This window comes from Saccharobesus litoralis, assembly GCF_003063625.1.
GTDB classification, from domain to species: Bacteria; Pseudomonadota; Gammaproteobacteria; order Enterobacterales; family Alteromonadaceae; genus Saccharobesus; species Saccharobesus litoralis.
Genome location: NZ_CP026604.1, coordinates 4,700,005 through 4,725,450, shown reverse-complemented (window position 1 = coordinate 4,725,450; position 25,446 = coordinate 4,700,005). Strand labels below are relative to the sequence as shown.

General features: G+C 41.5%; 25 protein-coding genes. 18 read left to right on the top strand and 7 right to left on the bottom strand.

The features are described 5' to 3' along the window. Window positions 1-16: 16 nt before the first annotated feature. The 10 genes from C2869_RS17725 (at window position 17) to recR (ending at window position 11,416) form a co-directional block, all read left to right on the top strand. A complete protein-coding gene (locus C2869_RS17725; protein ID WP_108604208.1) occupies window positions 17-532 on the top strand; it encodes an OmpH family outer membrane protein in 516 nt (171 codons plus the stop codon). Next, window positions 532-1,569, top strand: coding sequence for a UDP-3-O-(3-hydroxymyristoyl)glucosamine N-acyltransferase (gene lpxD / locus C2869_RS17720; RefSeq protein WP_108604207.1), 1,038 nt, complete (start codon window positions 532-534; stop codon window positions 1,567-1,569). Before C2869_RS17725 ends, lpxD begins: the two co-directional genes overlap by 1 nt. 73 nt (window positions 1,570-1,642) lie before the next feature. After that, the gene (gene fabZ / locus C2869_RS17715) at window positions 1,643-2,104 is read left to right on the top strand and encodes a 3-hydroxyacyl-ACP dehydratase FabZ (RefSeq protein WP_108604206.1); all 462 of its coding nucleotides are present in this window, start codon (window positions 1,643-1,645) and stop codon (window positions 2,102-2,104) included. Between the two features lies 1 nt (window position 2,105). Continuing rightward, on the top strand, window positions 2,106-2,879 hold the full coding sequence (gene lpxA, locus C2869_RS17710; protein ID WP_108604205.1) for an acyl-ACP--UDP-N-acetylglucosamine O-acyltransferase: 774 nt from the start codon (window positions 2,106-2,108) through the stop codon (window positions 2,877-2,879). A 13-nt stretch (window positions 2,880-2,892) separates the two neighbouring features. Beyond that, window positions 2,893-4,017, top strand: a complete 1,125-nt coding sequence (gene lpxB / locus C2869_RS17705; protein ID WP_108604204.1) for a lipid-A-disaccharide synthase — start codon at window positions 2,893-2,895, stop codon at window positions 4,015-4,017. A gap of 2 nt (window positions 4,018-4,019) precedes the next feature. Next, window positions 4,020-4,628: a ribonuclease HII gene (gene rnhB, locus C2869_RS17700; protein ID WP_108604203.1), complete on the top strand. Its 609-nt coding sequence runs from the start codon at window positions 4,020-4,022 to the stop codon at window positions 4,626-4,628. Beyond that, window positions 4,628-8,110, top strand: a complete 3,483-nt coding sequence (gene dnaE / locus C2869_RS17695) for a DNA polymerase III subunit alpha (RefSeq protein WP_108604202.1) — start codon at window positions 4,628-4,630, stop codon at window positions 8,108-8,110. The genes rnhB and dnaE overlap by 1 nt, the downstream gene beginning before the upstream one ends. A 204-nt stretch (window positions 8,111-8,314) precedes the next feature. Further along, complete coding sequence (gene accA / locus C2869_RS17690) at window positions 8,315-9,271, top strand: acetyl-CoA carboxylase carboxyl transferase subunit alpha (protein WP_108604201.1); 957 nt, start codon at window positions 8,315-8,317, stop codon at window positions 9,269-9,271. A 94-nt stretch (window positions 9,272-9,365) separates the two neighbouring features. Then, window positions 9,366-10,760 carry a tRNA lysidine(34) synthetase TilS gene (gene tilS / locus C2869_RS17685; RefSeq protein ID WP_108604200.1) on the top strand — a complete coding sequence of 465 codons (1,395 nt, stop codon included), beginning with the start codon at window positions 9,366-9,368 and terminating at the stop codon, window positions 10,758-10,760. A gap of 56 nt (window positions 10,761-10,816) precedes the next feature. Next, window positions 10,817-11,416, top strand: a complete 600-nt coding sequence (gene recR, locus C2869_RS17680) for a recombination mediator RecR (protein WP_108604199.1) — start codon at window positions 10,817-10,819, stop codon at window positions 11,414-11,416. Here the strand turns inward: recR and C2869_RS17675 are convergent. The 3 genes from C2869_RS17675 to C2869_RS17665 all read right to left on the bottom strand — a co-directional run bounded on the left by C2869_RS17675 (window position 11,413) and on the right by C2869_RS17665 (window position 14,172). Then, window positions 11,413-12,243 (bottom strand): SDR family NAD(P)-dependent oxidoreductase, encoded by an 831-nt coding sequence (locus tag C2869_RS17675; protein ID WP_108604198.1) that lies wholly within the window; start codon window positions 12,241-12,243, stop codon window positions 11,413-11,415. The genes recR and C2869_RS17675 overlap by 4 nt on opposite strands. A 164-nt stretch (window positions 12,244-12,407) precedes the next feature. Continuing rightward, window positions 12,408-12,848: a hypothetical protein gene (locus C2869_RS17670; protein WP_108604197.1), complete on the bottom strand. Its 441-nt coding sequence runs from the start codon at window positions 12,846-12,848 to the stop codon at window positions 12,408-12,410. A gap of 169 nt (window positions 12,849-13,017) precedes the next feature. After that, on the bottom strand, window positions 13,018-14,172 hold the full coding sequence (locus C2869_RS17665; RefSeq protein ID WP_108604196.1) for a response regulator: 1,155 nt from the start codon (window positions 14,170-14,172) through the stop codon (window positions 13,018-13,020). 242 nt (window positions 14,173-14,414) lie between these two features. Between C2869_RS17665 and hemH the strand changes: the two genes are divergently transcribed. The 8 genes from hemH to C2869_RS17625 all read left to right on the top strand — a co-directional run bounded on the left by hemH (window position 14,415) and on the right by C2869_RS17625 (window position 23,965). Next, window positions 14,415-15,380: a ferrochelatase gene (hemH, locus tag C2869_RS17660; RefSeq protein ID WP_108604195.1), complete on the top strand. Its 966-nt coding sequence runs from the start codon at window positions 14,415-14,417 to the stop codon at window positions 15,378-15,380. A gap of 87 nt (window positions 15,381-15,467) precedes the next feature. Next, a complete protein-coding gene (locus tag C2869_RS17655) occupies window positions 15,468-18,122 on the top strand; it encodes a DNA translocase FtsK (protein WP_108604194.1) in 2,655 nt (884 codons plus the stop codon). Window positions 18,123-18,143: 21 nt separating this feature from the next. Further along, window positions 18,144-18,776 (top strand): outer membrane lipoprotein chaperone LolA, encoded by a 633-nt coding sequence (lolA, locus tag C2869_RS17650; protein ID WP_108604193.1) that lies wholly within the window; start codon window positions 18,144-18,146, stop codon window positions 18,774-18,776. A gap of 47 nt (window positions 18,777-18,823) precedes the next feature. After that, on the top strand, window positions 18,824-20,107 hold the full coding sequence (locus tag C2869_RS17645) for a replication-associated recombination protein A (RefSeq protein WP_108605111.1): 1,284 nt from the start codon (window positions 18,824-18,826) through the stop codon (window positions 20,105-20,107). A 179-nt stretch (window positions 20,108-20,286) separates the two neighbouring features. After that, window positions 20,287-21,714, top strand: coding sequence for a hybrid sensor histidine kinase/response regulator (locus C2869_RS17640; protein WP_108604192.1), 1,428 nt, complete (start codon window positions 20,287-20,289; stop codon window positions 21,712-21,714). 226 nt (window positions 21,715-21,940) lie between these two features. Next, window positions 21,941-22,333 (top strand): fluoride efflux transporter CrcB, encoded by a 393-nt coding sequence (crcB, locus tag C2869_RS17635; RefSeq protein ID WP_108604191.1) that lies wholly within the window; start codon window positions 21,941-21,943, stop codon window positions 22,331-22,333. 11 nt (window positions 22,334-22,344) lie between these two features. Then, on the top strand, window positions 22,345-23,637 hold the full coding sequence (gene serS, locus C2869_RS17630) for a serine--tRNA ligase (RefSeq protein ID WP_108604190.1): 1,293 nt from the start codon (window positions 22,345-22,347) through the stop codon (window positions 23,635-23,637). 130 nt (window positions 23,638-23,767) lie between these two features. Next, window positions 23,768-23,965, top strand: a complete 198-nt coding sequence (locus tag C2869_RS17625; protein WP_108604189.1) for a hypothetical protein — start codon at window positions 23,768-23,770, stop codon at window positions 23,963-23,965. Window positions 23,966-24,000: 35 nt separating this feature from the next. Here the strand turns inward: C2869_RS17625 and C2869_RS17620 are convergent, their stop codons facing one another. From C2869_RS17620 to tusD, 4 genes are read right to left on the bottom strand one after another with little or no spacing between them, the layout of a single operon-like run. Further along, window positions 24,001-24,339: a TusE/DsrC/DsvC family sulfur relay protein gene (locus tag C2869_RS17620; protein WP_199915588.1), complete on the bottom strand. Its 339-nt coding sequence runs from the start codon at window positions 24,337-24,339 to the stop codon at window positions 24,001-24,003. A 5-nt stretch (window positions 24,340-24,344) separates the two neighbouring features. Further along, complete coding sequence (gene tusB, locus C2869_RS17615) at window positions 24,345-24,635, bottom strand: sulfurtransferase complex subunit TusB (protein ID WP_108604187.1); 291 nt, start codon at window positions 24,633-24,635, stop codon at window positions 24,345-24,347. Then, window positions 24,635-24,985, bottom strand: coding sequence for a sulfurtransferase complex subunit TusC (tusC, locus tag C2869_RS17610; protein WP_108604186.1), 351 nt, complete (start codon window positions 24,983-24,985; stop codon window positions 24,635-24,637). Before tusC ends, tusB begins: the two co-directional genes overlap by 1 nt. Further along, a complete protein-coding gene (gene tusD / locus C2869_RS17605; RefSeq protein ID WP_108604185.1) occupies window positions 24,982-25,362 on the bottom strand; it encodes a sulfurtransferase complex subunit TusD in 381 nt (126 codons plus the stop codon). Before tusD ends, tusC begins: the two co-directional genes overlap by 4 nt. Window positions 25,363-25,446 lie beyond the last annotated feature (84 nt).

The following is a 25,446-nucleotide window of genomic DNA, read 5'->3' as shown; positions in this document are numbered from 1 at the left end:
ACAAAGGGGATATATCTTGAAAAAGTTAACTTTAGCCGCGTCATTGTTGTTGGCATTAACCAGTGGTTTTGCGTCCGTTGCGAATGCTGCACAAAAAATTGGCATTGTTGATGTACAAGCTGTATTTCAACAGTTACCGCAAGCGGCAGCTATTCAGAATACGATTGAATCGGAATTTAAAGATCGTGTTGAAGAAGTACGTCGTATGGAACAAGACATCAAATATTACATGGATAAGCAAAAGCGCGAAGCAGCAACCATGAGCGAAGCTGAAAAGCAAGAAAACGCTAAAAAAGTACTTTCTTTGCGTGACGACTTTACTAAAAAAGCGCAAGGTTTAGACCAAGAAATGCGTCGTCGTTCAGCGGAAGAGCGCAATAAATTATTGGTATTGATTAAGCAAAATATTGATGCCATTGCCGCTGAAGGTAAATATGACTTAATTTTACGTAAAGAGTCGGTACCTTTCTATGCAAACGAAAGCGACAATATTTCAGCTAAGCTTGTTGATAAAATTAGTAAAATCAAATAATGAAGACGATTTCGCTAGCCGAACTGGCTCAGCGCATTGGCGCAACATTGCAAGGTGATGGCGAGCAGCAAATTAATGGCGTTGCTGGTATTCCAGAAGCCGATGCAGAAAAAGTCACTTTTTTAAATGATAAAAAGTACGCTAAGCAACTTGCCAGTTGTCAGGCGGCTGCGGTTATTTTAAAGCCAGAGTTCGCCGAGTTATATCAAGGTTCTTGTTTGTTAGCGGATAATCCATATCTTGCCTACGCATTAGCGGCTCAAGTATTGGATACTACACCGAATATTGCTAACGGTATTGCCAGCGATGCATTTATTCATGAGTCGGCACAAATTGATCCCACAGCAAACATAGCCAGTGGTGCCACCGTTTGTGCAGGTGCTGTTGTTGGTGCTGGTAGTCAAATTGCATCCGGCGCTTACATTGGTGAAAATACCGAGGTGGGTAAAGGCTGTAAAATATATGCAAACGCCACCTTGTACCATAACTGTCAATTAGGTGACGATTGCATCATTCACTCGGGCGCTGTTATTGGCTCGGATGGTTTTGGTTTTGCAAATGATAAAGGCCAATGGGTAAAAATCCCTCAGGTTGGCCGTGTTGTTATAGAAGACAATGTTGAAATTGGCTCTAATACCTCAATTGATCGTGGCACCATTAAAGACACCCTGATCCGTCAAGGTGTAAAAATAGATAATTTGGTACACATTGCTCATAACGTTGAAGTTGATGAAAACACAGCTATTGCTGGTGGCGTTATCATGGCTGGTAGTACCTATATCGGAAAACGTTGTACGTTAGCTGGTGGTGTCGCGCTAAACGGTCATATTCAGTTGGCTGATGATGTGCATGTCACCGGATTTTCTATGGTCACTAAAAGCTTGCCAGAAGCCGGAGTTTACTCGTCAGGTCAACCTGCTACCACAAATAAAGAATGGCGGCGCAATACGGTGAAATTACGCCAGGTTGAAAGTTTATTTGATCGGGTAAAAGAGCTAGAAAAGCAATTAGCGGAATTAAAAACAAGCGAAGATTAACTAATCGGAGCGGTTATTTGGCAATAAGTCGTTATAATCGCGCCGTTTCGCAATAAGTACAGGAATAAGAGTTTTGAGTAGCGAATTAAATACGGTTGATATCCAAGAAATATTTGAACTATTGCCGCATCGTTATCCGTTTTTATTAATTGACCGTGTTGTTGATTTTGAAGTTGAAAAGTCAGTGCATGGTTACAAAAATATTACTATCAACGAGCCTATTTTTAATGGTCACTTTCCAGGAAAGCCTATTTTCCCAGGTGTGTTGATTATAGAAGCCTTAGCGCAAGCTACTGGTATTTTAGGTTTTAAAACCATGCAAGCGCGTGGCGGCCTAACAGGCAATGAACTATATTTATTAGCTTCAGTTGATAACGTTAGATTTAAGCGCCCAGTTGTTCCTGGAGACCAACTGCATTTGCACGCTGAACTAATTAAAGAACGACGTGGCATGTGGAAATTTTCGTGTGAAGCCAAAGTTGACGGAGAGTTAGCTTGCTCAGCGGAAATTATGTGTGCCGCTAGAGAGATGTAATTTGATACACAGTACCGCGATAATTGAAGCTGGGGCTAAGATTGGTAAAAACGTTACCATAGGCCCTTGGACTTATATAGCTGCTAATGTTGAAATAGGTGATAACTGCCAAATCGCCTCGCATGTGGTTATTAAAGGCCCAACTAAAATTGGTAAAGGTAACCGGATCTTTCAGTTTGCCTCGGTTGGCGAAGACTGTCAGGACAAAAAGTTTGTTGCAGGCGAACCGACAGAACTCATTATTGGTGATAACAATATTATTCGAGAGTCTGTCACTATCCACAGAGGAACAACCCAAGATAATAGCTTGACTCAAATAGGGTCAGGCAATTTGTTAATGGCCTATGTACATGTTGCGCATGATTGTATTGTTGGTGACAACAATATTTTGGCTAACAATGCGACATTAGCCGGGCATGTCCATGTTGGCGACTTTGCTATTTTGGGCGGTTTTACTGGGGTTCACCAATTTTGCAAAATTGGCAGTCATTCGTTTTGTGCTGTTGGCTCTGTGGTATTAAAAGATATTCCGCCTTATGTAATGGTGGCAGGTCAAAATGCTGAGCCTCATGGTATCAATAGCGAAGGTTTAAAACGCCGTGGTTATTCTAAAGATGCAATATTGGCCATACGTAACGCGTATAAAACCTTATATCGCAACGGATTGACCTTAGCTGAGGCGACTGCGCAATTAGCTGAATCTGCTAAGCAAGAATCGGCTATCCAACCTTTTGTCGATTTTATCGAGCAATCAAATCGCGGCATAATTCGTTAAATAGGCGAGTCTTATGCGCATTGCATTAGTTGCTGGTGAGGTATCGGGTGATATCCTCGGCAGCAACCTTATCCAAGAATTAAAAAAAATATTTCCAGACGCTACTTTTGAAGGTGTGCCCGGTGAAGGCATGAAAGCTCAAGGGTGCAAAGCGCTGTTTGATATGGAAGAACTGGCAGTGATGGGAATTGTTGAAGTCCTCGGGCGTTTACCTCGGCTCTTATCTATTCGCAAACAGCTTATTAATTATTGGAAAGCGTCACCGCCGGATATCTTTATTGGTATCGATGCACCTGATTTCAATTTAACCTTAGAAGGCAAGTTAAAGGCTGTCGGTATTAAAACCGTTCATTATGTGAGCCCGTCTGTGTGGGCTTGGCGTCAAAAACGGGTATTTAAAGTGAAAAAAGCCACCGATTTGGTGCTAGCTTTATTTCCCTTTGAAAAAGCCTTTTACGATAAATTTGATGTGCCTTGCCAATTTATTGGTCATACGTTAGCGGATCAAATTCCATTACAAAGCGACAAACTAAAAGCTCGACAACAATTGAATATTGCTAATCGCGCAACCTTAGGCTTATTTTGTGGTAGCCGCAGTAGTGAAATCGAATTGCTTGGCGAGCCCTACCTTAAAGCCATTGTTGAGTTGAAAACAGAACTGCCTGACTTACAAGTGATTTCAGCGTATGTTAATCCCAAACGCCAAGCTCAACTCGAAGCCGCTCGATTAAAATATGCTCCGGACGTGACTATTCAATACTTTGAAAAATCGGCGCAAAGCGTAATGGCTGCGGCGGATGTGTTGTTAATGGCGTCAGGTACGGCGACCCTAGAGGCGGCTTTAATTAAACGGCCTATGGTTGTTGCGTATCGCTTTAAAACCTTGTCCTATATGATTTTTAAACGCTTAGTTAAAGTTAAGTACTTTTCCTTACCCAACTTACTAGCAGATAGCATGTTAGTTAAAGAGTTATTGCAAGATGACGTAACACCAACTGCATTAAAGCAAGAGCTGCAGCGTTTATTTACGTCAGATAATCAAGACATGATGCAGCAGTTTAGCCAAATACATCACCAACTGAAAAAAGATGCGGGTAAGCATGCCGCCTTAGCTATTGCAGAATTAGTGAGAAGATAATCATGCAAAATGATTTGTTTAGTGAGTTAGCCAAAGATGCACAATTAGTCGCAGGCGTTGACGAAGTCGGACGCGGTCCTCTTGTCGGCTCAGTTGTTGCTGCTGCGGTTATATTGGATCCTGAGCAACCGATCGAAGGATTGCGAGACTCTAAAAAATTGTCTGATAAAAAAAGAGCTATCCTTGAAGTTGAGATCAAACAAAAAGCGTTAGCTTGGGCTGTAGCTGAAGCAACGGCTAGTGAAATAGATGATATTAATATTTTACAAGCGAGCTTTTTAGCCATGCGTCGTGCAATAGAAGGCCTAACAACCCAACCTGAACTTGTTATGGTTGATGGCAATAAGCCTGTTACAGGCATAACTATGCCGTGTGAAGCTATAGTCAAAGGTGACGATTTAATTCCTGCAATCAGTGCCGCTTCTATATTGGCTAAAGAGTTTCGTGATCGACAAATGCTTGAGTTAGCCAAGCAGTACCCAGACTATGAGTTTAATAAGCACAAAGGCTACCCAACTAAGTTACATATGGAAAAATTGCAGGCGTTAGGGCCAATCGAGCAACACCGTAAATCATTTAAACCTGTTATTAGAGCCTTGGAGTCTCGTTAATGTCTGATCCTAAGTTTATTCATCTGCGCATTCATTCCGATTTTTCTATGGTTGATGGTGTGGCGAAAACCAAACCTATCGTGAGTAAAGTTGAAGACATGAAGATGCCAGCAATGGCGATCACGGATCAGATGAATTTATGTGGTTTGGTGCGGTTTTATGGCGCAGCTCATGGTGCAGGTATAAAGCCTATCATTGGTGCCGACTTGTGGCTGCAATCAAGTGAACTCGGTAACGAGTTGTTTCGGATGGTTGCGCTTTGTCAAAATAATCAGGGTTATAAAAACCTAACTTTACTTATTTCTAAAGCTTACCAGCGCGGTGAAGTACAAGGTAAAGCAGTTGTTGATAAGGCTTGGTTGGTAGAACACGCCGAAGGTTTAATTTTACTTTCCGGTGGGGTTGAAGGTGATGTCGGTAAAGCATTAATTAAGGGTAATGTTGCACAAGTTAATCAATTTGTTGCCTTCTACCAAGAGCATTTCCCAAATGCTTATTATTTGGAGTTGATCCGAACAGAACGCAAAGATGAAGAAAATTATCTTCATATGGCGGTTGATTTGGCATCTCAGGTAGGATTACCTGTGGTGGCGACTAACGAAGTGGTCTTTTTGGAAGAGGATGACTTTGACGCTCACGAAATACGCGTAGCTATCAATGATGGTTATACTCTGGATGACCCTAATCGGCCTAAACGCTATTCGCCGCAACAATATTTGTGCTCTGAACAGGAAATGTGCGAGCGCTTTGCTGATATTCCAGAAGCCTTGGCTAATACGGTTGAGATTGCTAAGCGCTGTAATGTCACTATTCGATTAGGCGAGTATTTCTTACCTAAATTCCCGACTGGTGGACTCAGTGATGAAGACTACTTAGTTAAAGTATCAAAAGAAGGGTTAGAAGATCGGCTCGAATTTTTGTTTCCTGATCCACAAGTTCGAGCTGAAAAACGTGGCGAGTATGATGAACGCTTGCAAATTGAAATGGATGTTATTAACCAGATGGGCTTTCCCGGTTACTTCTTAATCGTAATGGAGTTCATTCAATGGAGTAAAGACAACAACATACCGGTCGGTCCAGGGCGAGGGTCAGGTGCAGGTTCATTAGTAGCCTATGCGCAAAAAATTACCGATCTTGACCCGCTTGAGTTTGATTTACTTTTCGAACGTTTTCTTAACCCTGAAAGGGTGTCCATGCCAGATTTTGACGTGGATTTTTGTATGGACCGTCGTGACGAGGTTATTGCCCACGTTGCTGATATGTATGGTCGTGATGCGGTTTCGCAGATCATCACTTTTGGTACTATGGCAGCTAAAGCGGTTATTCGTGATGTAGGGCGTGTTCTTGGCCATCCTTATGGGTTTGTTGATCGCATTACTAAGTTGGTACCGCCTGATCCCGGCATGACGTTAAAAAAGGCGTTTGAAGCTGAACCAAGATTACCTGAAATCTATGATGCTGATGAAGAGGTGCAAGCGTTAATTGATATGGCGCGTCGCCTTGAAGGTTGTACGCGAAACGCGGGTAAACATGCCGGAGGCGTGGTTATCTCACCGACAACTATTACTGATTTTGCCCCTTTGTACTGTGATGCAGAAGGCAAACAACCCGTCACCCAGTTTGATAAAAATGATGTTGAAACCGCAGGGTTAGTTAAATTTGACTTTTTAGGCTTACGCACACTGACAATTTTGCAGTGGGCAATTGATATGGCTGACGTGCGAAATGCTAAGCGAGGCAAGCCGCCAATTGATATTACGGCTATTCCTATTGATGATCCCGCTAGCTTTCGTCTATTACAAAATTCTGAAACAACGGCCGTGTTCCAGCTCGAATCGCGGGGTATGAAAGACCTGATTAAGCGTCTGCAGCCCGATTGTTTTGAAGATATGATTGCACTTGTCGCCCTGTTTCGTCCGGGGCCTTTGCAATCAGGTATGGTTGATAATTTTATTGATCGTAAGCATGGTCGCGAAGAAGTTTCTTATCCAGATGCTGACTATCAACACGAATGTTTGAAAGAGATCCTTGAACCGACGTACGGCATTATTCTTTACCAAGAGCAAGTCATGCAGATTGCGCAAGCCATGTCTGGTTATACGTTGGGCGGCGCTGATATGTTACGTCGTGCCATGGGTAAGAAAAAGCCAGAAGAAATGGCTAAACAGCGTGCTGTTTTTGAAGAAGGAGCAATTAATAACGGCATAGATGGCGAATTAGCCATGAAAATCTTTGACTTGGTAGAAAAATTTGCCGGTTACGGATTTAACAAATCGCATTCAGCGGCTTATGCCTTGGTTTCTTATCAAACCTTGTGGATGAAAACTCACTACCCAGCGGAGTTTATGGCAGCAGTTATGTCTGCGGATATGGATAACACGGATAAGGTGGTGACGTTAGTTGACGAATGTGAACGAATGGGCCTTAAAATATTGCCGCCAGATGTTAACTCTGGGCAGTATAAGTTCACCGTGACGGATAAAGGTGAGATAGTTTATGGCATAGGGGCAATTAAAGGCGTAGGCGAAGGACCGATTGAAGCTATCATTCATGCACGAGAAACTCAGGGGCGATTTACCGATTTATTTGATTTTTGTACCAAGATTGATTTGAAAAAAGTGAATCGACGGGTATTAGAAAAGTTGGTGCAAGCGGGTGCTATGGATCAACTGGGCCCTCATCGCGCGGCTATGATGGCTAGTTTAAATGATGCGTTAAAGGCCGCCGATCAACATCATAAAGATCAAGCAATGGGTCAAGATGATTTGTTTGGTGTGTTAACCACAGAACCTGAAGATGTTGAAAAAGCGTTTGCCAATGTACCTAAGTGGCCAGAAGAGGTTTGGTTAGAGGGGGAACGTGAAACGCTAGGCTTATATTTAACTGGGCATCCAATCAACCGCTATCGTAAAGAGCTACGTCATTATGTGAATTGTAAAGTCGCTGATTTAGAACCCACGCCTAGAGGGGTAGAGGTAACTGCTGCTGGTTTAATACTAGGGGTTAAAGTGATGGTCAACAAGAAAGGCCGGCGTTGGGCCATTGCCACCATTGATGACAAATCAGCGCGTATAGATGTACGCTTTTTCCCTGATGATTATGATAGAGCAGAAGAATTATTGCAGAAAGATAAAATCATTATTGTTAAAGGTCGCGTGCAATTTGATGATTATAGCGATGCCAATATGATGGGGGCATCAGAGGTTAAAGACATAGTTGCCGCGCGTGAGCAAACGGTTAAATCGCTTACTTTTCATATCAACTCAAGTACGCTGACTGACGGTTTTACCAGTAAGTTAAAAGCCGTGATGGAGAATTACCATCAAGGTTCTGTACCGGTTAAGGCAATATACAAAACAGATAAAGCCCAAGCGAATATCAAGTTTGGTGTTAATTGGTATATTACGCCTAAGGACAGATTGATATATGACTTACAACAAATTGTCGGTGAAGAACAAGTGTATTTTGATTATGAAAGTTAAAAAAGGCTAGACCAGATAATGCTAAAAAAACGGTATAATAGTCCCGTTTTTTATAAAACACAGGTTTATTTGTCAAAAACACTAGCCTTACGAGAGGTGGTTAAATACAATAAGCCGAATTTTTTAAGAGCAAATCCAGATAATATCAGCGTTCTCGACAACAATTTCCTTACGCTGAGTAGAGTCAATCACAGGTAGATCTGAATGAGTTTGAATTTTTTAGACTTCGAGCAACCCGTTGCTGAGCTTGAAGCGCAAATAGAAGAATTAAAAAATGTTAATCAAGGTAGCGACCTTAACATTGATATTGAAGAAGAAATTGCTCGCTTAAAACAGAAAAGCCATGAGCTGACAGAAAAAATCTTCTCTGATTTAGGCGCTTGGCAGATCGCACAAATTGCCCGCCACCCTAAGCGTCCTTATACCCAAGATTATATCGATTTAATGTTTACCGAGTTCGATGAACTGGCAGGTGATCGTGCTTTTGCTGATGATCCGGCAATTATTGGTGGTATTGCTCGTTTTAACGGCGAACCGGTTGTTGTGATCGGTCAGCAAAAAGGCCGAGATACAGCAGAGAAAATTCGTCGTAACTTCGGTATGCCGCGTCCAGAAGGTTATCGCAAAGCATTGCGTTTAATGGAAATGGCTGAGCGTTTTAAAATGCCAATCATTACCTTCATTGACACGCCAGGTGCGTACCCAGGTGTTGGTGCTGAAGAACGTGGACAAAGCGAAGCTATCGCTAAAAACTTGAAAGTAATGGCAGCTTTAAATGTGCCTATTATTTGTACGGTTATTGGTGAAGGTGGTTCTGGTGGTGCACTAGCCATTGGTGTTGGTGATCGCGTTAACATGCTTAAATACAGCACCTATTCTGTTATCTCTCCTGAAGGTTGTGCATCAATTTTGTGGAAGAGTGCTGAAAAAGCCTCTTTGGCGGCTGAAGCCATGGGGATCACAGCGCAACGATTAAAAGAACTGGATCTGATCAACGATATTATTGACGAGCCGTTAGGCGGCGCGCATCGTGATTTTGATTTTATGGCGCACAATATTAAGCAGACTATTTCGCAGCAATTAGCTGAGCTAAAAGCTAAACCAGTCGAGACATTATTGGAAGAACGTTATCAACGTTTGATGTCATTCGGTTATTGTTAATCGAATAGCGTAATTTCGTTTGTTTAAGATGCCGCTTTTGCGGCATTTTTTTTAGCTTTATTTATGTCTTTGCTAACGTTTTAACCAATTGCTAATGCCTAAGCTTAATACCCAAGTACAATATTACTTAAATCAACCATGTCCTATTTTTATTGCGTTAAGTGGTGGGCTGGACTCCAGTGTGCTGTTGCATATGGCTGCGATGGCGCGTCAAGCCGATCAGCCGTTATACGCGATCCATATTAATCATGGTTTGTCGAAAAATGCTGAGCAGTGGCAACACCATTGTCAATTAATGTGCGAACGGCTGAACGTAACCTTGTTAACGGCTAAAGCAAGCATAACAACTAAAACTCGAACTAGCTTAGAAGCTCAAGCTCGAGAGGCTAGATATCAGCTTATGCAGCAGTTGATTATGCAGCAAACGAATAGTCCAGCTTTGTTATTAACCGGGCAACACATGGATGATCAAGTTGAAACGTTTTTTATTCGTTTAAAACGCGGTAGTGGTCCTAAAGGTCTTGCTGCGATGCGAGCAGAACGACAATTAACCTCAAGCATTAAATTAGTTAGACCTTTACTCCATGTTCGACGGCAACAGTTGGTGCAGTATGCTCAATCCCATCATTTGACTTGGGTCGAAGACGAAAGTAATGCTGACAATCAATTTGATCGCAATTTTTTGCGTAATCAAATTTTACCTATGTTGGAAACGCGTTGGTCAGGCTTTAGTCAATGTGTGAATCGAAGTGCTGAGCTAGCGGCGGAATATAATGACTTGGTCACTGAACTTGCTGAAGAGCTGTTGCAAGGTGCGAAATGTGAGGCTTTGCCTTGCGAGCTTGGTATGGCTGACTCGCTAAAAGTATTACTGGAGCAATTACCCGGCCATGCGATTGATAAGCTCTCGCTTAACGCATTTAAAGAACTATCACCGGCCAAACAACGCGCCTTGTTACGTTGCTGGTTGGCAAGCCATGGTGTTGATGCGCCAAGCCAGCAACAAATGCAATTAATTCAACAGCAGTTGTTTGTGCAGGAAGCCAATGCCGATACCCATATTAAACTGAGCCAAGTACAGCTTCGTGTCTATCGACATACATTATTTTTGATTGCCAATAGTCAAATAGCTAAGGTAGCCGCGTTGCCAGAAATTAACTTAGTTTTATCAACACAAGACGTGAAAAATAAGGTTTTCTTGCAAGTGGTTGATGGTGTTTCGGCAAGCTTTACAATTAATATTGTTAATAGCCATGAAGTTAAGATAACGAATCGCTTGGCAGGCTCTGTTCGCTGTCAACCTCAAGGTCGTCAAGGTTCGCGCCAAGTTAAAAAATTAATGCATGAGTACGCTATCCCTCCTTGGCAGCGCAGTAACATATGTTTTGTTGTACAAGACAAGCAAGTGTGTGGGGCGGTTGGGGTATGGCAAAGCCATTTAGACACAAGAGATACTAGCCATCAGCAAATAGAAATTAGCTATGCCTAATATAGTAAATTATCTAACCTGTGGTAGCATGTGCAAAAATTTTTAATTGTTGTCACATGTCCTTTCCTCCATTACTTGAAGATTTAATTCGTTCACTTAAAGTCTTACCCGGTGTTGGGGCAAAGTCTGCCCAGCGCATGGCGTTTAGTTTATTAGAAGGTGATAGGTTAGGTGGGCAAAAGCTCGCTAAAACACTCGCCAAAGCTGTAGATGGTATTCAGCACTGCACTAGCTGTCGTAATTACACGCAGTCTGAATTGTGCGATATTTGTGCTAATCCACGCCGAGAACTCAATGGTGAAATTTGCGTGGTTGCTACGCCGTCTGACGTTGCTGCTATCGAGCAAACGGGGCATTTTCAAGGTCGCTATTTTGTATTGATGGGTTTATTGTCACCGCTCGACGGTATTGGACCCGATGAGCTTGGTTTAGACCGATTAGCGAATCTTATGGCAACTACAGAAGTAAAAGAGCTTATTTTAGCGACTAATCCGACGGTTGAAGGTGAAGCAACCGCCCATTACATTGCTGAAATCGCTCAGCAACATAATGTTAGAGTCAGCCGTATTGCTCAAGGCGTACCGGTTGGCGGTGAGTTAGAAATGGTCGATGGCAAAACCTTAGGTCATGCCTTCTCAGGGCGTAAAACACTTTAGTCTTTAACTGAACCGATTATTTTATCTAGCCAAGTGGCTGGTAATATTCGTTTTAAAAAACCAAATAAGTAAGTTGGAAACGTTACGTAATACCTAGGTTTAGGTTTATTACTTTTCAGTATGCGTTCCACTCGTTTATATACAGCTTCCGGTGGTAAGGTAAAAGGTGCTGCCGGTCCTTCTTTTTTTAGTCTGTTTAGTATGCCTTGGTACTGTTGTGTATAAACGCTATTTTCAATATCAACACTTTTTTCAATTTGTGCCATGGCATTGGCTCGAAACTGGCTCAGAATAGGCCCCGGCTCGATAAGACTAACATGAATATTTGTATTAGCGAGTTCTAAGCGTTGGGTATCTGCTAACCCTTCTATTGCATATTTGGAGGCGTTGTAAGCGCCGCGAAACGGCATAGACACAATACCAAGAACAGACGAGTTATGAATTATTTTACCACTGCCGAATTGGCGCATGTGTTTAATGCATAAGTTGCTTAATTGGTGCCAGCCAAAAACATTACAGGCGAATTGTTGCTCTAACCAATAGCGCGAAATATCTTCTAACGCACCGGCTTGACCATAAGCGCCATTGTTAAACAAAACATCAATTTGCTTATTTTGCGCATTTTCGACAGCCCAAATGAAACCTTGCTCTACACTTTGCTCATTTTGCAAATCAAGCTGATAGGCTTTTAAGCCAGCTTGTTTTAGTTTTTCGACATCTTGTGATTGACGAGCTGTTGCGAGTACGTCGTAACCTTGCTGATGCAAGCGCTTGGCGACATGTTCGCCAATTCCACTAGAGCAGCCGGTTATTAAAATGGATTGCATAGGGTGTTTTTGTAGTAGGGATTGTGTTTGCTATTTATAAATAAAAAATCCCTGTAAATACAGGGATTTTTGTTGCTCTCACATTCTTTTAATGGGTCATTGCATTGTTGTGTAGCTTAACTTACCAAATCTACAATTTGGTTTTGGCTAAAGCTTTACTCGGTTTAAGCTAAAGGATTGACACAGGTTTCACTAATGGAGTTCGATTTATGCGCACTATACAAGCTAACGGTTAAGCGGACATCGGCTAAGCTTTGCCAAATCGATTCTTCGCTGCTATGTGGACAAATAACGGACTGAATATATTGTTGGGTTTGTTCTTCTGGTAAATCCAGTTTGTTAGGAATTTGAATAAACACCTTAAGCTCACCCGGTTTATCTTCAACACTTTGATAACGCCATTCACCAAATACAAATTTTTGCTGATAACGCTTAGCTATTTCTTGCTTGGTTGTGGCGGGTACGGGTGTATTCGATTGTGTCATGACTTGTGAAATAGCTTGCCCGCATCCGCTAACATTCAAAGAGAGTAGGGCGAGAATGGCAATGCTAATAAGTGTTTTTGTATTGCTTGTATAGGTTTTGCAATTTGATGAGTCTGCCATGAAGTACCGCTAACCATAACTAATATTAATTAATTTATCGGTACAGTCTGTTGAAGCTTGAGGTTTTTTTGACCTAGTTAGAAGGTTGCCAAACGAATTTAGCTGACAGAAGGAAGGTGGCGTTTTTATAGTCTATGCCGGTTGAGTAAGGCATAGACTAAAACTTGAATTAGAACAATTCGATATCGCCACTGCCACTATCGCCGTCTTCAGTAAATTGTGGTGTTAAGGTTTCAGGGTGGATCGAATCCAATGTTTGTGTCAGTTGCTGATTAATACTGACAAATTTGTCGTTATTGTCGGCTTGTTCCATCACGCTGGTTTCGATGAGTTTGATAAGAAACTGCTCTTGATCGTCAGAGAAGTCCATATCATGAAAACTAAGACCTATTTTCATGACAATATCGTCTATTATTTTTTGGCGCTCTTCTTGCATCTCTTGCACCGCCATTTGAATATTGGAGACCGTTGATTGCAGCGAGTGTTGGGCAAGTTGTAGTTGCCGGTTGTTTATCAGTGCGCGGTAGCGCATTTCAATTGCCGGTACGAGTTTCGCCAAAACGTCAATTAACAAACCGTATTGTGTAGATTGGCTATCCGGCATTTGCTTAATCAGTAATGATACGTGTTGGTCATTAAGAACTAAACGGCTACTGAATTCATAAATTCGGCCTTTATCTTTTAGCAGGGTAAAGACCTTTTTTTCGATTGGACTACACAGTCGATTCACTTGATCAAAGTAGTTAGTTTGGCCGTCATGACTAAAGCTAAAAGCTGTTTTCAAACCTTGGCTTTGCATAAAACTAAAGACAATTTGTGCTATTCGCTCTTCACTGTCAGCCAGTTGAATGTCAGCCATTAAATTCAAGCAACTGCCGTAGAATGAAGCCTGCAGCATAGTTGTGTTAACAAGCTCGGTGAGGTTTTCTTCCTCTTGGTGTAAGGCACTAACCATACGTTTATAACGGACGAGGGCTTTTAGCTTTTTATTAAGAATGCTGGTTTCGGTGTTTTTCGAGATAAAATCGTCTGCACCCATTTCGAAGCAGCGCAATGTGGTTTCATCATCGTCATGACCAGAAATAAAAATAAGTGATGGTTTACGAGGTTTATCTATTTGGTTAAGTTCTTGGCAAATTTCAAAACCATCCATGCCCGGAATTTCAATATCGAGTAATACCAATAGGTATTGGTGGTCTTGGTAGGCTTCTATTGCTTGTATACCATCGTTGGCGACATGGACTTCAAATTCATTTTCTAACTGCATCGTTAAAAGTGAACAAATCTCAGGTACATCGTCAATGATCAGAATCTTATCTTTCACTTACTCTTCTTCATTCTGTGATCAAATCAAACTGATGTAAGTATATTAGTCACAGCTAAAAGTGCTAGCCCTTTACTACAAAAATGAAGACTGAGTTCCAAATTATAACTGTTTTGGCTATATTGATTGGTTTTTATGCACTTGAGTTAGGTCAGTGTTTGGTTAGAATCACGGAATTAGCATTGAACTCTAGCCTCATATTCAGCGTATAATAGCTGTTGTTAATATTCGGGAAGCAAGTAGTGAATAATAAAAAAGGTGTTTTATTAATTAACCTAGGTACGCCAGATGCGCCTACCCCAAAAGCGGTTAAAACCTATCTTAAAGCGTTTTTGTCTGATCAGCGGGTTATTGATTATCCTAAATGGCTTTGGCAAATTATTTTACGTGGCATTATTTTAAATGTACGCCCGCGCAAAGTGGCTCATGCTTATCAAACCATATGGACCGAGCAAGGCTCACCACTGCGTAGCATTAGCTACGAACAAGCAAACGCCTTACAACTTGCTTTAAGCGAGCATGCGATACCCGTTGAAGTTGGCATGACTTATGGTAATCCTTCTATCTCTTCTGCTATCGATAAGTTAATCGAGAAAGGGGTTGATGACATCATTGCTATCCCCTTGTACCCGCAATACTCAGCTACCACTACCGCTGCTGCTTTTGATGTCATAGCAAAAGACTTTATGCGTCGCCGTATTTTACCTAACTTACGTTTTATCAATAGTTATAGCCATCACCCAGAATATATTAAAGTCCTTGCTCAGAGTATTGAGCAATATTGGCAACAGACAGGTAAGCAGCATTTATTGATGTTTTCTTTTCATGGTATCCCTAAGCGATATGTTAGCTTAGGCGATACTTATCAAGCCAATTGCCAACAAACGGCTAGGGATGTTGCTGACTACTTAGGGTTAAATAACAATCAGTGGATGCTGTGTTATCAGTCTCGTGTAGGTAAAGAAGAATGGCTACAGCCTTATACAGATAAAACCCTTGAACATTTGCCGACAACAGGCCAAAAGTGTGTTGATTTAGTTTGCCCCGCTTTTTCTGTGGATTGCTTAGAAACGTTAGAAGAAATAGCAGAAGAAAATAAATCTGTGTTTCTTGACGCGGGTGGTGAGGAATATCGTTATATTCCTGCGTTAAACGCCCAACCTGCACATATCGAATTTTTAAGCCAACTTGTCAAAGCAAATCTTTAACCTTGGCGATAGGCGTGCGAAAATAACCTCGAATTTCTCTAATCAGGATTTGAGTAGCAATTAGTGGAAGTAAAACTAAAATCACCCATGACAGGGGTGCAACGACTGTTGGAAGTCGGCTTAATCGCAACAGCAGGGTTTGCTGTTTTTTTGCAAATTGCGTTATTTTCGTTTGCGCCTGAAGACCCGAGTTGGAGTCAATCTACCTATCACGTCAATATAAAAAACGCGGGTGGCGCTGCTGGCGCATGGATGGCTGATTTGCTCTTTGCTTTTCTTGGTGTTGTTGCCTACGTTGTGCCGCTTGCCGTTGCTTATTTAGGTTGGGCCATATTTCGTCGACATCAAAGCTTTTTTGAAACTGACTTTTTAGCTTTGGGTTTGCGTATTATTGGCTTGTTATTAATTATTATTGCAGCCACATCAACCGCTAGCCTAAATGTTAACGACATTTATTACTTCTCTTCTGGTGGTTTAATGGGTGATGCCATTAGCCAAACGTTGTTGCCTTACCTTAATTTTGTTGGTACTTCACTGTTATTGCTGTGCTTTTTTTGCACAGGTATAACCTTATTGTTCGGCTTGTCATGGTTAGAGTTAGTTGATAATACAGGCAATGTTACGATTAATTCGGCGCTGTGGCTTTGGCACAAATCCGCTGAACTATACGCTAAGTTAACAACGAAACCAGACAGCGAGTTACCTGAACCGACTAGTGAAAACGAAACTTTTTCTCATTTTGAAGATGGCGCTCAAGACAAAGCGATAGAACAAACGCCCGAGTCGCAGATTGATCCACAGCAGCCGCCTTTTGCTATTGATGAAGAACCAAATTTCAGTAAGTTGGAAGCAACAGAAGAGTCTGACGCGTCAGAGCCAACTGAACCGCATAAAAGTTTAGAGCGCTGGAAAAAAGTTGCAGAGCAAGCGCCAAATGTTGACGATATTGTAGAATCAACCCCGTTAGTCCTTAATGAACAGCAAGTCGACATTGAAGAATTGGTGGCTGAGCAGGACAGAGTTGAACCCAGTTTATCGACGGTCGATGTCGAAATAGAAGACGAGCAAACCTTTGCCGAAAACATGCAACCACAATTGCCATTAAGTGGTGAACAAGCGGTGGATGAGGGTGATGACGCTATCTTATCCAAAAAAGTCCCTGCTAAAGAAAAAGAGCATATAAAAGTTGTTGCTAATACCGATCCCTTTTCTTTATCTGCTGTATTACCTGATGTCCCTGCTAAGCCAGAAGGACGAGTACCGTCTTTTGCGTTATTGGATCGTCCCGACAAAAAACAAAATCCAATCACCCAAGAGGAAATGGATCAAGTCGCGCGTTTAGTTGAAGCTAAATTACTTGAGTACAAAATAAAAGCGGATGTGGTCGGTGTTTATCCTGGGCCTGTTATTACTCGCCTTGAGTTGGATTTAGCGCCCGGTATTAAAGTGTCTACGATTACTAACTTGTCTAAAGATATCGCCCGTTCATTATCAACTACCGCAGTACGAGTCGTTGAAGTGATCCCAGGTAAGCCGTATATCGGATTAGAATTACCGAATAAACATAGAGAAACGGTGCGCTTAAGTGAAGTGATTGAAGGTGAAGAATTCGCCAAATCTAAATCACCATTAACCATGGTTTTAGGCCCTGATATTGCGGGCAAACCGGTTATCGCAGACTTAGCTAAAATGCCACATGTGTTGGTAGCCGGTACGACGGGTTCAGGTAAATCGGTATTGGTTAATACCATGATATTGAGCTTTTTGTATAAGGCAACACCTGAAGAAGTGCGTATGATCATGATTGATCCGAAAATGTTGGAATTATCGGTTTATGAAGATATTCCACATTTGTTGTGTGAAGTGGTCACAGATATGAAAGATGCCTCTAATGCTCTGCGTTGGTGTGTAGGAGAAATGGAACGTCGATATAAATTAATGGCTGCGGTTGGGGTACGAAACTTAAAAGGTTTTAATGCCAAAGTGGTCGAGAATATTGAGGCGGGTACACCATTACACGATCCGTTATGGCAACCCGGTGACAGCATGGATGAAACCGCTCCTCAATTAGAAAAACTACCAAGTATTGTAGTGGTAATTGACGAATTTGCTGACATGATGATGATTGTCGGCAAGAAAGTAGAAGAGTTAATCGCGCGAATCGCTCAAAAAGCACGAGCTGCGGGTATTCATCTTGTTTTAGCAACCCAACGCCCTTCGGTTGATGTCATTACCGGCTTGATAAAAGCTAATATACCCACACGTATTGGTTTAACTGTTTCTTCGAAAATTGACTCTCGTACCATTTTGGATCAGCAGGGCGCAGAATCTTTGCTCGGTATGGGTGACATGCTTTATATGCCATCAGGTTCGAATGTATTAACGCGGGCGCACGGGGCTTTTGTTGATGACCATGAAGTACATGCTGTGGTTGCCGATTGGAAATTACGTGGGAAACCAAATTACATTGACGATGTCTTAAATGGTGAAGAAGAAATTTTATTACCGGGTGAAGTGCCGGAAGCCGATGGTGACAACGAATATGATGCATTATTTGATGAAGCGGTTGCTTTTGTTACCGAAACTCGAAAAGTTTCAATTTCAAGTGTGCAACGTAAATTCCGCATAGGGTACAACCGAGCTGCTAATATTGTTGAGCAAATGGAAATGAGCGGTATCGTTAGTTCAGCAGGGCATAATGGTGCACGTGAAGTGTTAGCACCTGCTGCGCCAAAAGATTAACATTAGGTAATTAATCGATTTATGAAATTTTTAGTTAAAAGCAAACTACTCACGTTTTCGCTATTGTGTAGCTTGAGTACATCTGTATTGGCGGATAATGTCACTGAGACGTTAAAAAATAAAATTGCCGGTTTAAATGCATTTACCAGTGATTTTACCCAGCAAGTGTTTGATAGTGACAATGTAGAAATACAATCAGCGACAGGTTCAACACAATTAAAACAACCCAATTTGTTTAAGTGGCATACACAAGAGCCCGACGAAAGTATTTTACAATGTGATGGCGAAACCATTTGGTTTTACGATCCATTCATCGAGCAAGTGACGGCGGTTTGGTTAAAGGAGGCCTTGCTTAATAACCCTATTTTATTGCTTTTAAAAGTAGAAGATGAAATATGGCAGGGCTATCAGGTTAGTCAACTTGATGACAACCGCTTCAAAATTCGAGTGAAAGATGAAAAAAGTTTAGTTGAATCGATTGAAGTCACTTTTGTAAAAGGCTCTTCTGCGGTCGATAAATTGGTTGTTTCTGATAGGCAAGGTCAAAATAGCCATTATCAATTTAGTCAATTTAAAATGGCACCTCAACTTACACGTCAGCAATTTACTTTCAGCTTGCCTGAGGGCGTTGAGTTAGACGATCAACGTCAATAATTACCGTGTTTGATTTCGATTCTGTAAACCAACCCTTGGCTGCGCGCATGCGGCCTAGTCATTTAGATGAATATATTGGTCAAAGCCATATTCTTGGCATTGGTAAACCCCTGCGTAGAGCGATTGAACAAGGTAAAGTTCATTCACTTATTTTGTGGGGGCCGCCAGGCACGGGTAAAACAACCCTAGCGGAATTAATTGCTAACTATATCAATGCGCATGTGGAGCGCTTGTCAGCCGTTACTTCAGGTGTGAAAGATATACGAGCTGCTATTGAAAATGCCAAAGCTGTCGCGCTGCAGTCTGCAAAAAAAACCTTATTATTTGTAGACGAGGTACATCGTTTCAATAAAAGCCAGCAAGATGCATTTTTACCTTTTATTGAAGATGGTACGGTAATTTTTGTTGGCGCAACAACAGAGAACCCTTCATTTGAATTAAATCGAGCCTTGTTATCCCGAGCGCGAGTTTACCTTTTAAAAAAACACTCATCGGTTGAGCTACAGCATGTGCTGGCTTCGCTTAAGTCGCGTCCTGATAAAAGCCAAGAAGCCGCTACTTTAGTTTACGACGACAAAATCGGCCATGCGCTGGTTGACCTTGCAAATGGTGATGCGAGAAACCTGCTGAATACAATGGAAACATTGGCCGATATGATAGAGCCAAATCCACAAGGTCAGCGTGTAATATCCCAGTCAGACATTGATAGCTTGTTTCAATACCGGCCAGCAGCGGGCGATAAAGGCGGCGATATCTTTTATGATTTAATTTCGGCCTTTCATAAATCGGTACGTGGCTCTAATCCTGATGCTGCTCTGTACTGGTATGCGCGTATGTTAAAAATGGGTGTCGACCCGCTTTATGTGGCTCGGCGCTTATTGGCTATTGCATCTGAAGATATAGGTAATGCCGATCCAAGGGCAATGCAATTAGCGGTCAATGCGTGGGACACATTTACTCGAGTGGGACCAGCAGAAGGGGAGAGGGCAATCGCCCAAGCGGCAGTTTATATGGCGTGTGCTGCGAAAAGTAATGCTGTGTATCAAGCCTTTAAAGATGCTAAGCGTCAGGTAGCAGACGAGCCTGATTATGATGTGCCTATTCATTTGCGCAATGCACCTACTAGTTTATTAAAAGAGATGGGGCATGGTGCTGAGTATCGATACGCTCACAATGAGCCTAATGCGTATGCTGCAGGTGAAACTTACTTACCTGCAGAGGTTGTCGACAGCCGTTTTTATTTCCCTACTGATCGCGGATTAGAAAAACAAATTGCTTCTAAACTCGAATATTTACGTTCGCTTGACGAGCAGGCTTATAAAGGTAAGTAGCTGAAAATCAGCTACTTTTGATAACTACTTGATAAAAATAAAGCTTAGCCTAATCCCTGACAACATTTCCGTGTTAAACTAGCGGTCATTATCTGCAATATCAAAATTGCGTGAAAGTTGCGTGCGCTTTATGACTTCTTACGTAAGTTGATAACTTAGTTTGGCTGTTTCTCGTTGTTATGAAAAAAATCCTAATCATTGAAGATACCAAAACCTATGCGGCTATTATCGCTGCTCATATTGAACATGAAATAGGATTGCCATTTGAAATAGCTGGCACTAAAGAAGAAGCGCTTGATCATTTATCCAATAATCGCGATGAGTTTTGTATAGCGATTGTTGACTTGCATTTACCTGACTCTCCTGATGGTGAGATCATGGATGAAATAGCGCCTTTTAAAATTCCTTCCATTATTTTAACAGCAGATATTTCAGACGCGATGCGTGAAGACATCCAGAGTCATAAATATGTATCTGACTACGTTGTTAAAAAAGTCACCAACGCTTTTGTTTTAGTTATTGAAGCAATTCGCCGTTTATTGCGTAACATGAAAACGAAAGTTTTGGTCGTTGACGATTCTCGGGTTGCTCGTCGATTATTGACTCACATTCTCGAAGCGCAGCTATTGCAAGTTTACGCGGCTGAAAATGCCGAGCAAGCGTTGAAAGTTATGCATGAAGAACCGCAGATCCGCTTGGTGATCGCTGACGGGGAATTGGATGGCAAAAGCGGTATTGATATGACCAGTGAATTGCGTAAAACGCATGGCTTTAATGAAGTTGCGGTGATTGGCGTAAGTGGCGTTTATAATTCAAATCAATCTATCGCTTTTCTAAAAGCCGGTGCTAATGATTTCATTGCTAAGCCATTTAATAATGAAGAACTGATCACGCGAGTTAATCAAAACCTAGACCGTATATTAGATTTAGCGCGCTTAAAAGAGTTTAACGAGAGTCAAAATCTACTGCTTGATATGGTGAATCAAGATATAAGCCAACCATTAGGTAATATTCATAATCTGATTGATTTAGCCTTAAGCCAATTTAAAGACCAACCCGATAAATTAGTGCGCTGCATTGAGACCATTCAAGGTTCAACCCATAACATGTTAAATATGTTAGGTGGCGTGCAACACTACGCTAAGTTGCTAACTAAACCCGATTTAAATTGGTCTACCTTTCATATTATTGACGCGTGGCGTGGCGTTGAAGAGCAAATTTATGCTCGCGCTGCTGAGCGGGGAATAAACATTGAAATTGATATTAACTTTGACCCCGTGCACGCAGATAGAAGTAAAATAGCGCAAGCTTTAGCGAATTTAACGGATAGCGCATTATCATTAGCTAAAGAAAACTCGTATTTAGATGTATCTAGTGAATATTCGGGTGATTACTTGTGGTTACGTATTAACTATCAAGGCCAAACCGTTACAGAAACGGATCAAGCTAATTTGTTTAAAGCATTTGGTAAACTTTCTTCTGATCAAGAATATTTAGCTGGTTTAGGCTTAGCGCTAAGTCAAAAGATATTAGAGTTGCATGATGGGTTAGTGGGATACGAGTCGAGCGAGGAAGGCGGTTGTTTTTGGATAAAACTGCCAAAATAATAAATGGAAGTTTATCTATCAATTTATTCATCAGAATAGATATAGTCTTCTCGCTCAGGTCTTATGGTTCATTGTCAGCGCTTACTCACCCCAATCACATAATAGAGCATATGCTCATGGGGATTCGAAGCTTGACGGCTTCCCCTAAAACCTGATCGCTTTGACTATATTTATTTCACTTCTTCGTTATAATAACTCTAAATTTTATACCCATTGGAATTAAACTTTGCTTAATAACCTAGGTATTTATCTATTTGTGGCCCTTGGCGGTGCATTAGGAGCTTGCCTGCGTTATTTCTTGTCTGAATTAGCGCTTAGTTTATTTGGCAAAGGCTTTCCATACGGGACTTTGTTAGTTAATGTACTTGGTTCTTTGTTGATTGGTATTTTATACGGATTAATTGAACAAGGGCTGTTAGAGCTTATCCCATGGAAAACCTTGGTTGGGATTGGTTTTTTAGGTGCTTTAACCACATTTTCAACCTTTTCGATGGACACTTATTTGTTGTTTCAGCAAGGTGCTTGGCTAAAAGCTGGCTTCAATATGGTGTTGAATGTAAGTGTGTGCTTACTGGCCGTTTGGTTAGGTAGCCGCTTCGCGATATTTATTAAAAGTTAATTGGAATATAAATGTTAGACCCAAAACATTTTCGCAATGAATTAGAAGCTACAGTTGCCAAATTGCAATCTCGTGGTTTCGAGTTTGATGCCGCAACTTATACAGAGTTAGAAGAGCAACGCAAAGCGCTGCAAGTTAAAACCCAAGAATTGCAAAACGAACGTAATTCGCGTTCTAAAAATATCGGTAAGGCTAAGGCGCAAGGGCAAGACATTGCGCCGTTATTGGCTGAGGTGAGTGATTTAGGTAACAAATTGGACGCGGCTAAAGTTGAATTGGAGCAAGTGTTAACTCAGTTAAATCAATTAACCGCGACTATTCCTAATATACCGCATGATTCTGTACCTTTGGGTAAAGATGAAAATGAAAACGTTGAAGTATCAACTTGGGGTGATATCCCGCAATTTGATTTCGAAGTTAAAGATCACGTCGATCTAGGTGCGGGTGTTGGTAATGGCCTAGACTTTGAAACAGCGGCTAAATTATCGGGTTCTCGTTTTGTCGTGATGCGTGGGCAAATTGCGCGTTTGCATAGAGCGTTAGCGCAATTCATGTTAGACACTCATACCATTGAACACGGCTATACTGAGCTATATGTACCTTATTTGGTGCATGACAAAGCCTTATACGGTACAGGGCAGTTACCTAAATTTGGTGAAGATTTATTTCATACCAAACCGGCGACAGAAAGTGGTTTAGGTATGTCTTTAATCCCGACTGCAGAAGTCCCTGTGACCAATGTGGCAAGTGATGAAATTTACGATGAAGCTCAACTGCCAGTACGTATGACTGCCCACACTCCTTGCTTCCGCTCAGAGGCTGGCTCGTCAGGTCGTGATACACGAGGTCTCATTCGTCAGCATCAATTTGATAAGGTTGAATTAGTACAACTGGTTAAGCCTGAAGACTCAATGGCTGCCTTGGATGAATTAACGGGTCATGCTGAAAAAATACTTCAGTTGTTAAAATTACCGTATCGTAAAGTGGTGTTATGTACTGGGGATATGGGATTCAGTGCGACTAAAACCTTTGATTTAGAAGTTTGGTTACCAGCGCAAGATACTTATCGAGAGATTTCTTCTTGTTCTAATATGGGTGATTTCCAAGCTCGTCGTATGCAAGCTCGCTTCCGTCGTAAGGGTGAGAAAAAGCCAGAGTTGCTTCATACTCTCAATGGTTCAGGCTTGGCTGTCGGCCGTACATTAGTGGCTATTTTAGAGAATTATCAGCAAGCGGATGGTTCTATTCGCGTACCTGATGTACTGATCCCTTATATGGGTGGCTTAACGCAACTAGGCGAGTAAGACGTTAAGGCAAGATACGAGCATTGTGCTTACATTTAATTTGAAAAAAGCATTGTTAACGCAATGCTTTTTTTTTATCTAAAAAATGCTTTAGAATCGCACAGTATCATTTAACAAGGTATTAACGTTTATGAGTCGCGATAACAAAGAAAAAACCAAAAGTACTGATGCAAAAGCGAAATCTACGGCTTCGAGTGGTAAAAAGCAGGAAGGGGGCGTAGTCAGGTTTTTTTTAAAATCAGTTTACTGGATGATTACAGTAGGCGTTATACTCGGCATTGCTTATTTGGCACTGGGTGTTTGGGAAACACTAAGTGCCAATATGTAGGCATTTAGGTGAGAGCACGGTGCATTTAATGTCGCTTAGAGGCATTTAGCTGGCTTAGGCAAACCTGCAATTTTAGTCGCTTGTTTGGCTGGGCCTTTAGGGAACAACTTAAAAAGATACTTACTATTGCCTTTTTCTTCCCCTAAAGACTTGCCAATCGCTTTGACTAATGCGCGCATCGCAGGGCTGGTATTAAACTCTAAATAAAACTGGCGGACAAAATTAACCACTTCCCAGTGCGCGGCTGTTAATTGGATATTTTCAGTAGCGGCTAGTTCAACTGCCAGTTGTTCATTCCAATCTTCAATGTGGCAAAGATAGCCATGCTTGTCGAGTTCTATATTTTGACCATTAAATAATAAAGTCGGTTTCATCATCATTACCAATTAAAGACAGAGTGGTGCTGTAAGGTTAACTCAACAAAGTCAGCGTAATTTATCTTGGTTAAGTTTGCTTGCGTTGTTTGTATTGTTTCACCACGAGCCAAGGCATCATCGTGTAAAATGTACAAACTTATTTCTGTTTTAGCAGCGGCTACAGTGACTTGAGGTAAACTGTATACGCCGTCTTGACTCAATAAAATGCTGGCTTGTTGTTCAGTGGCAAATTGTACAAGGCGATCATTTTCGTCAATATCTAAAATACGAGTTAAGTTAATTAAGAGGCTCATTAAAAGCTCCAATGCTGATCGAAACCGGCGAGGGTGGCCGCGTATTCTTGATTATTTAGCAGCGTAACGGCAAAGTCTAATTGCTCAATGTCAACTTGGTATTTATCTATGTCAGATTTAAGCGCGAATACATGTTCAACGTCGTATAACTCAAGCGCTTTAAATGTCGCAGTGTAGTCTTTTTTATCAAGCCTAGCTTTATCATGCTGTTTAAGCTGCAATACGCCTTGGCCTTGAAAGAATAGGGCGACATCTTGTTCGTATGTTGCGAGAATTAAGGCCAGATCGAGCGCTTCACGCCCCGCGTCAATTTGAAATGGTGAATGTCTGTTTACTATTGCGGTTTTCAAAACTGTACTACCTTGTCAACTTGTTGCTGCAATACAATTAACTCACCTAAACCGGCGATCTCACAGGGGGAGAAAAGACTTTCTCCAGATACACCATGATATTCAGCTTCTTGTTTATTGAGCATGCCTCTTCGCTGCGCTGCCGCTGAGCAGGCAATTAGCCTTACCGATTGATTTGTCAAAGCAAGCCATTCTTTTGCTATGTTAATTTCATCAGTTGGTGGGCACATTAAGCCATTGAGGTTGTAAACCCCCTCACCATAAAAGAATACACCAACTAATTCATGTTTTTGCGTAACCGCTTTCGCAAAATTCAATGCTGAGTATGCAGCTTGATTTTCGGGACCACTGGTTACAAAGAGTAAAAATTTTGCCATGCGACATTCACAACATCTAAAAATAACAACACTTAAAAACAACAAAGCCCCGACTCGCGGGGCTTTGTAGTGGTAAAAGCAGTA

Bases quoted from the DNA above. Each gene is read 5' to 3' on its own strand.
- lpxD (WP_108604207.1), top strand. From the start codon at position 532: ATGAAGACGATTTCGCTAGCCGAACTGGCTCAGCGCATTGGCGCAACA.
- lpxB (WP_108604204.1), top strand. From the start codon at position 2,893: ATGCGCATTGCATTAGTTGCTGGTGAGGTATCGGGTGATATCCTCGGC.
- rnhB (WP_108604203.1), top strand. From the start codon at position 4,020: ATGCAAAATGATTTGTTTAGTGAGTTAGCCAAAGATGCACAATTAGTC.
- dnaE (WP_108604202.1), top strand. From the start codon at position 4,628: ATGTCTGATCCTAAGTTTATTCATCTGCGCATTCATTCCGATTTTTCT.
- accA (WP_108604201.1), top strand. From the start codon at position 8,315: ATGAGTTTGAATTTTTTAGACTTCGAGCAACCCGTTGCTGAGCTTGAA.
- tilS (WP_108604200.1), top strand. From the start codon at position 9,366: ATGCCTAAGCTTAATACCCAAGTACAATATTACTTAAATCAACCATGT.
- recR (WP_108604199.1), top strand. From the start codon at position 10,817: ATGTCCTTTCCTCCATTACTTGAAGATTTAATTCGTTCACTTAAAGTC.
- C2869_RS17675 (WP_108604198.1), bottom strand. From the start codon at position 12,243: ATGCAATCCATTTTAATAACCGGCTGCTCTAGTGGAATTGGCGAACAT.
- C2869_RS17670 (WP_108604197.1), bottom strand. From the start codon at position 12,848: ATGGCAGACTCATCAAATTGCAAAACCTATACAAGCAATACAAAAACA.
- C2869_RS17655 (WP_108604194.1), top strand. From the start codon at position 15,468: ATGACAGGGGTGCAACGACTGTTGGAAGTCGGCTTAATCGCAACAGCA.
- lolA (WP_108604193.1), top strand. From the start codon at position 18,144: ATGAAATTTTTAGTTAAAAGCAAACTACTCACGTTTTCGCTATTGTGT.
- C2869_RS17645 (WP_108605111.1), top strand. From the start codon at position 18,824: ATGCGGCCTAGTCATTTAGATGAATATATTGGTCAAAGCCATATTCTT.
- C2869_RS17640 (WP_108604192.1), top strand. From the start codon at position 20,287: ATGAAAAAAATCCTAATCATTGAAGATACCAAAACCTATGCGGCTATT.
- serS (WP_108604190.1), top strand. From the start codon at position 22,345: ATGTTAGACCCAAAACATTTTCGCAATGAATTAGAAGCTACAGTTGCC.
- C2869_RS17625 (WP_108604189.1), top strand. From the start codon at position 23,768: ATGAGTCGCGATAACAAAGAAAAAACCAAAAGTACTGATGCAAAAGCG.
- C2869_RS17620 (WP_199915588.1), bottom strand. From the start codon at position 24,339: ATGAAACCGACTTTATTATTTAATGGTCAAAATATAGAACTCGACAAG.
- tusB (WP_108604187.1), bottom strand. From the start codon at position 24,635: ATGAGCCTCTTAATTAACTTAACTCGTATTTTAGATATTGACGAAAAT.
- tusD (WP_108604185.1), bottom strand. From the start codon at position 25,362: ATGGCAAAATTTTTACTCTTTGTAACCAGTGGTCCCGAAAATCAAGCT.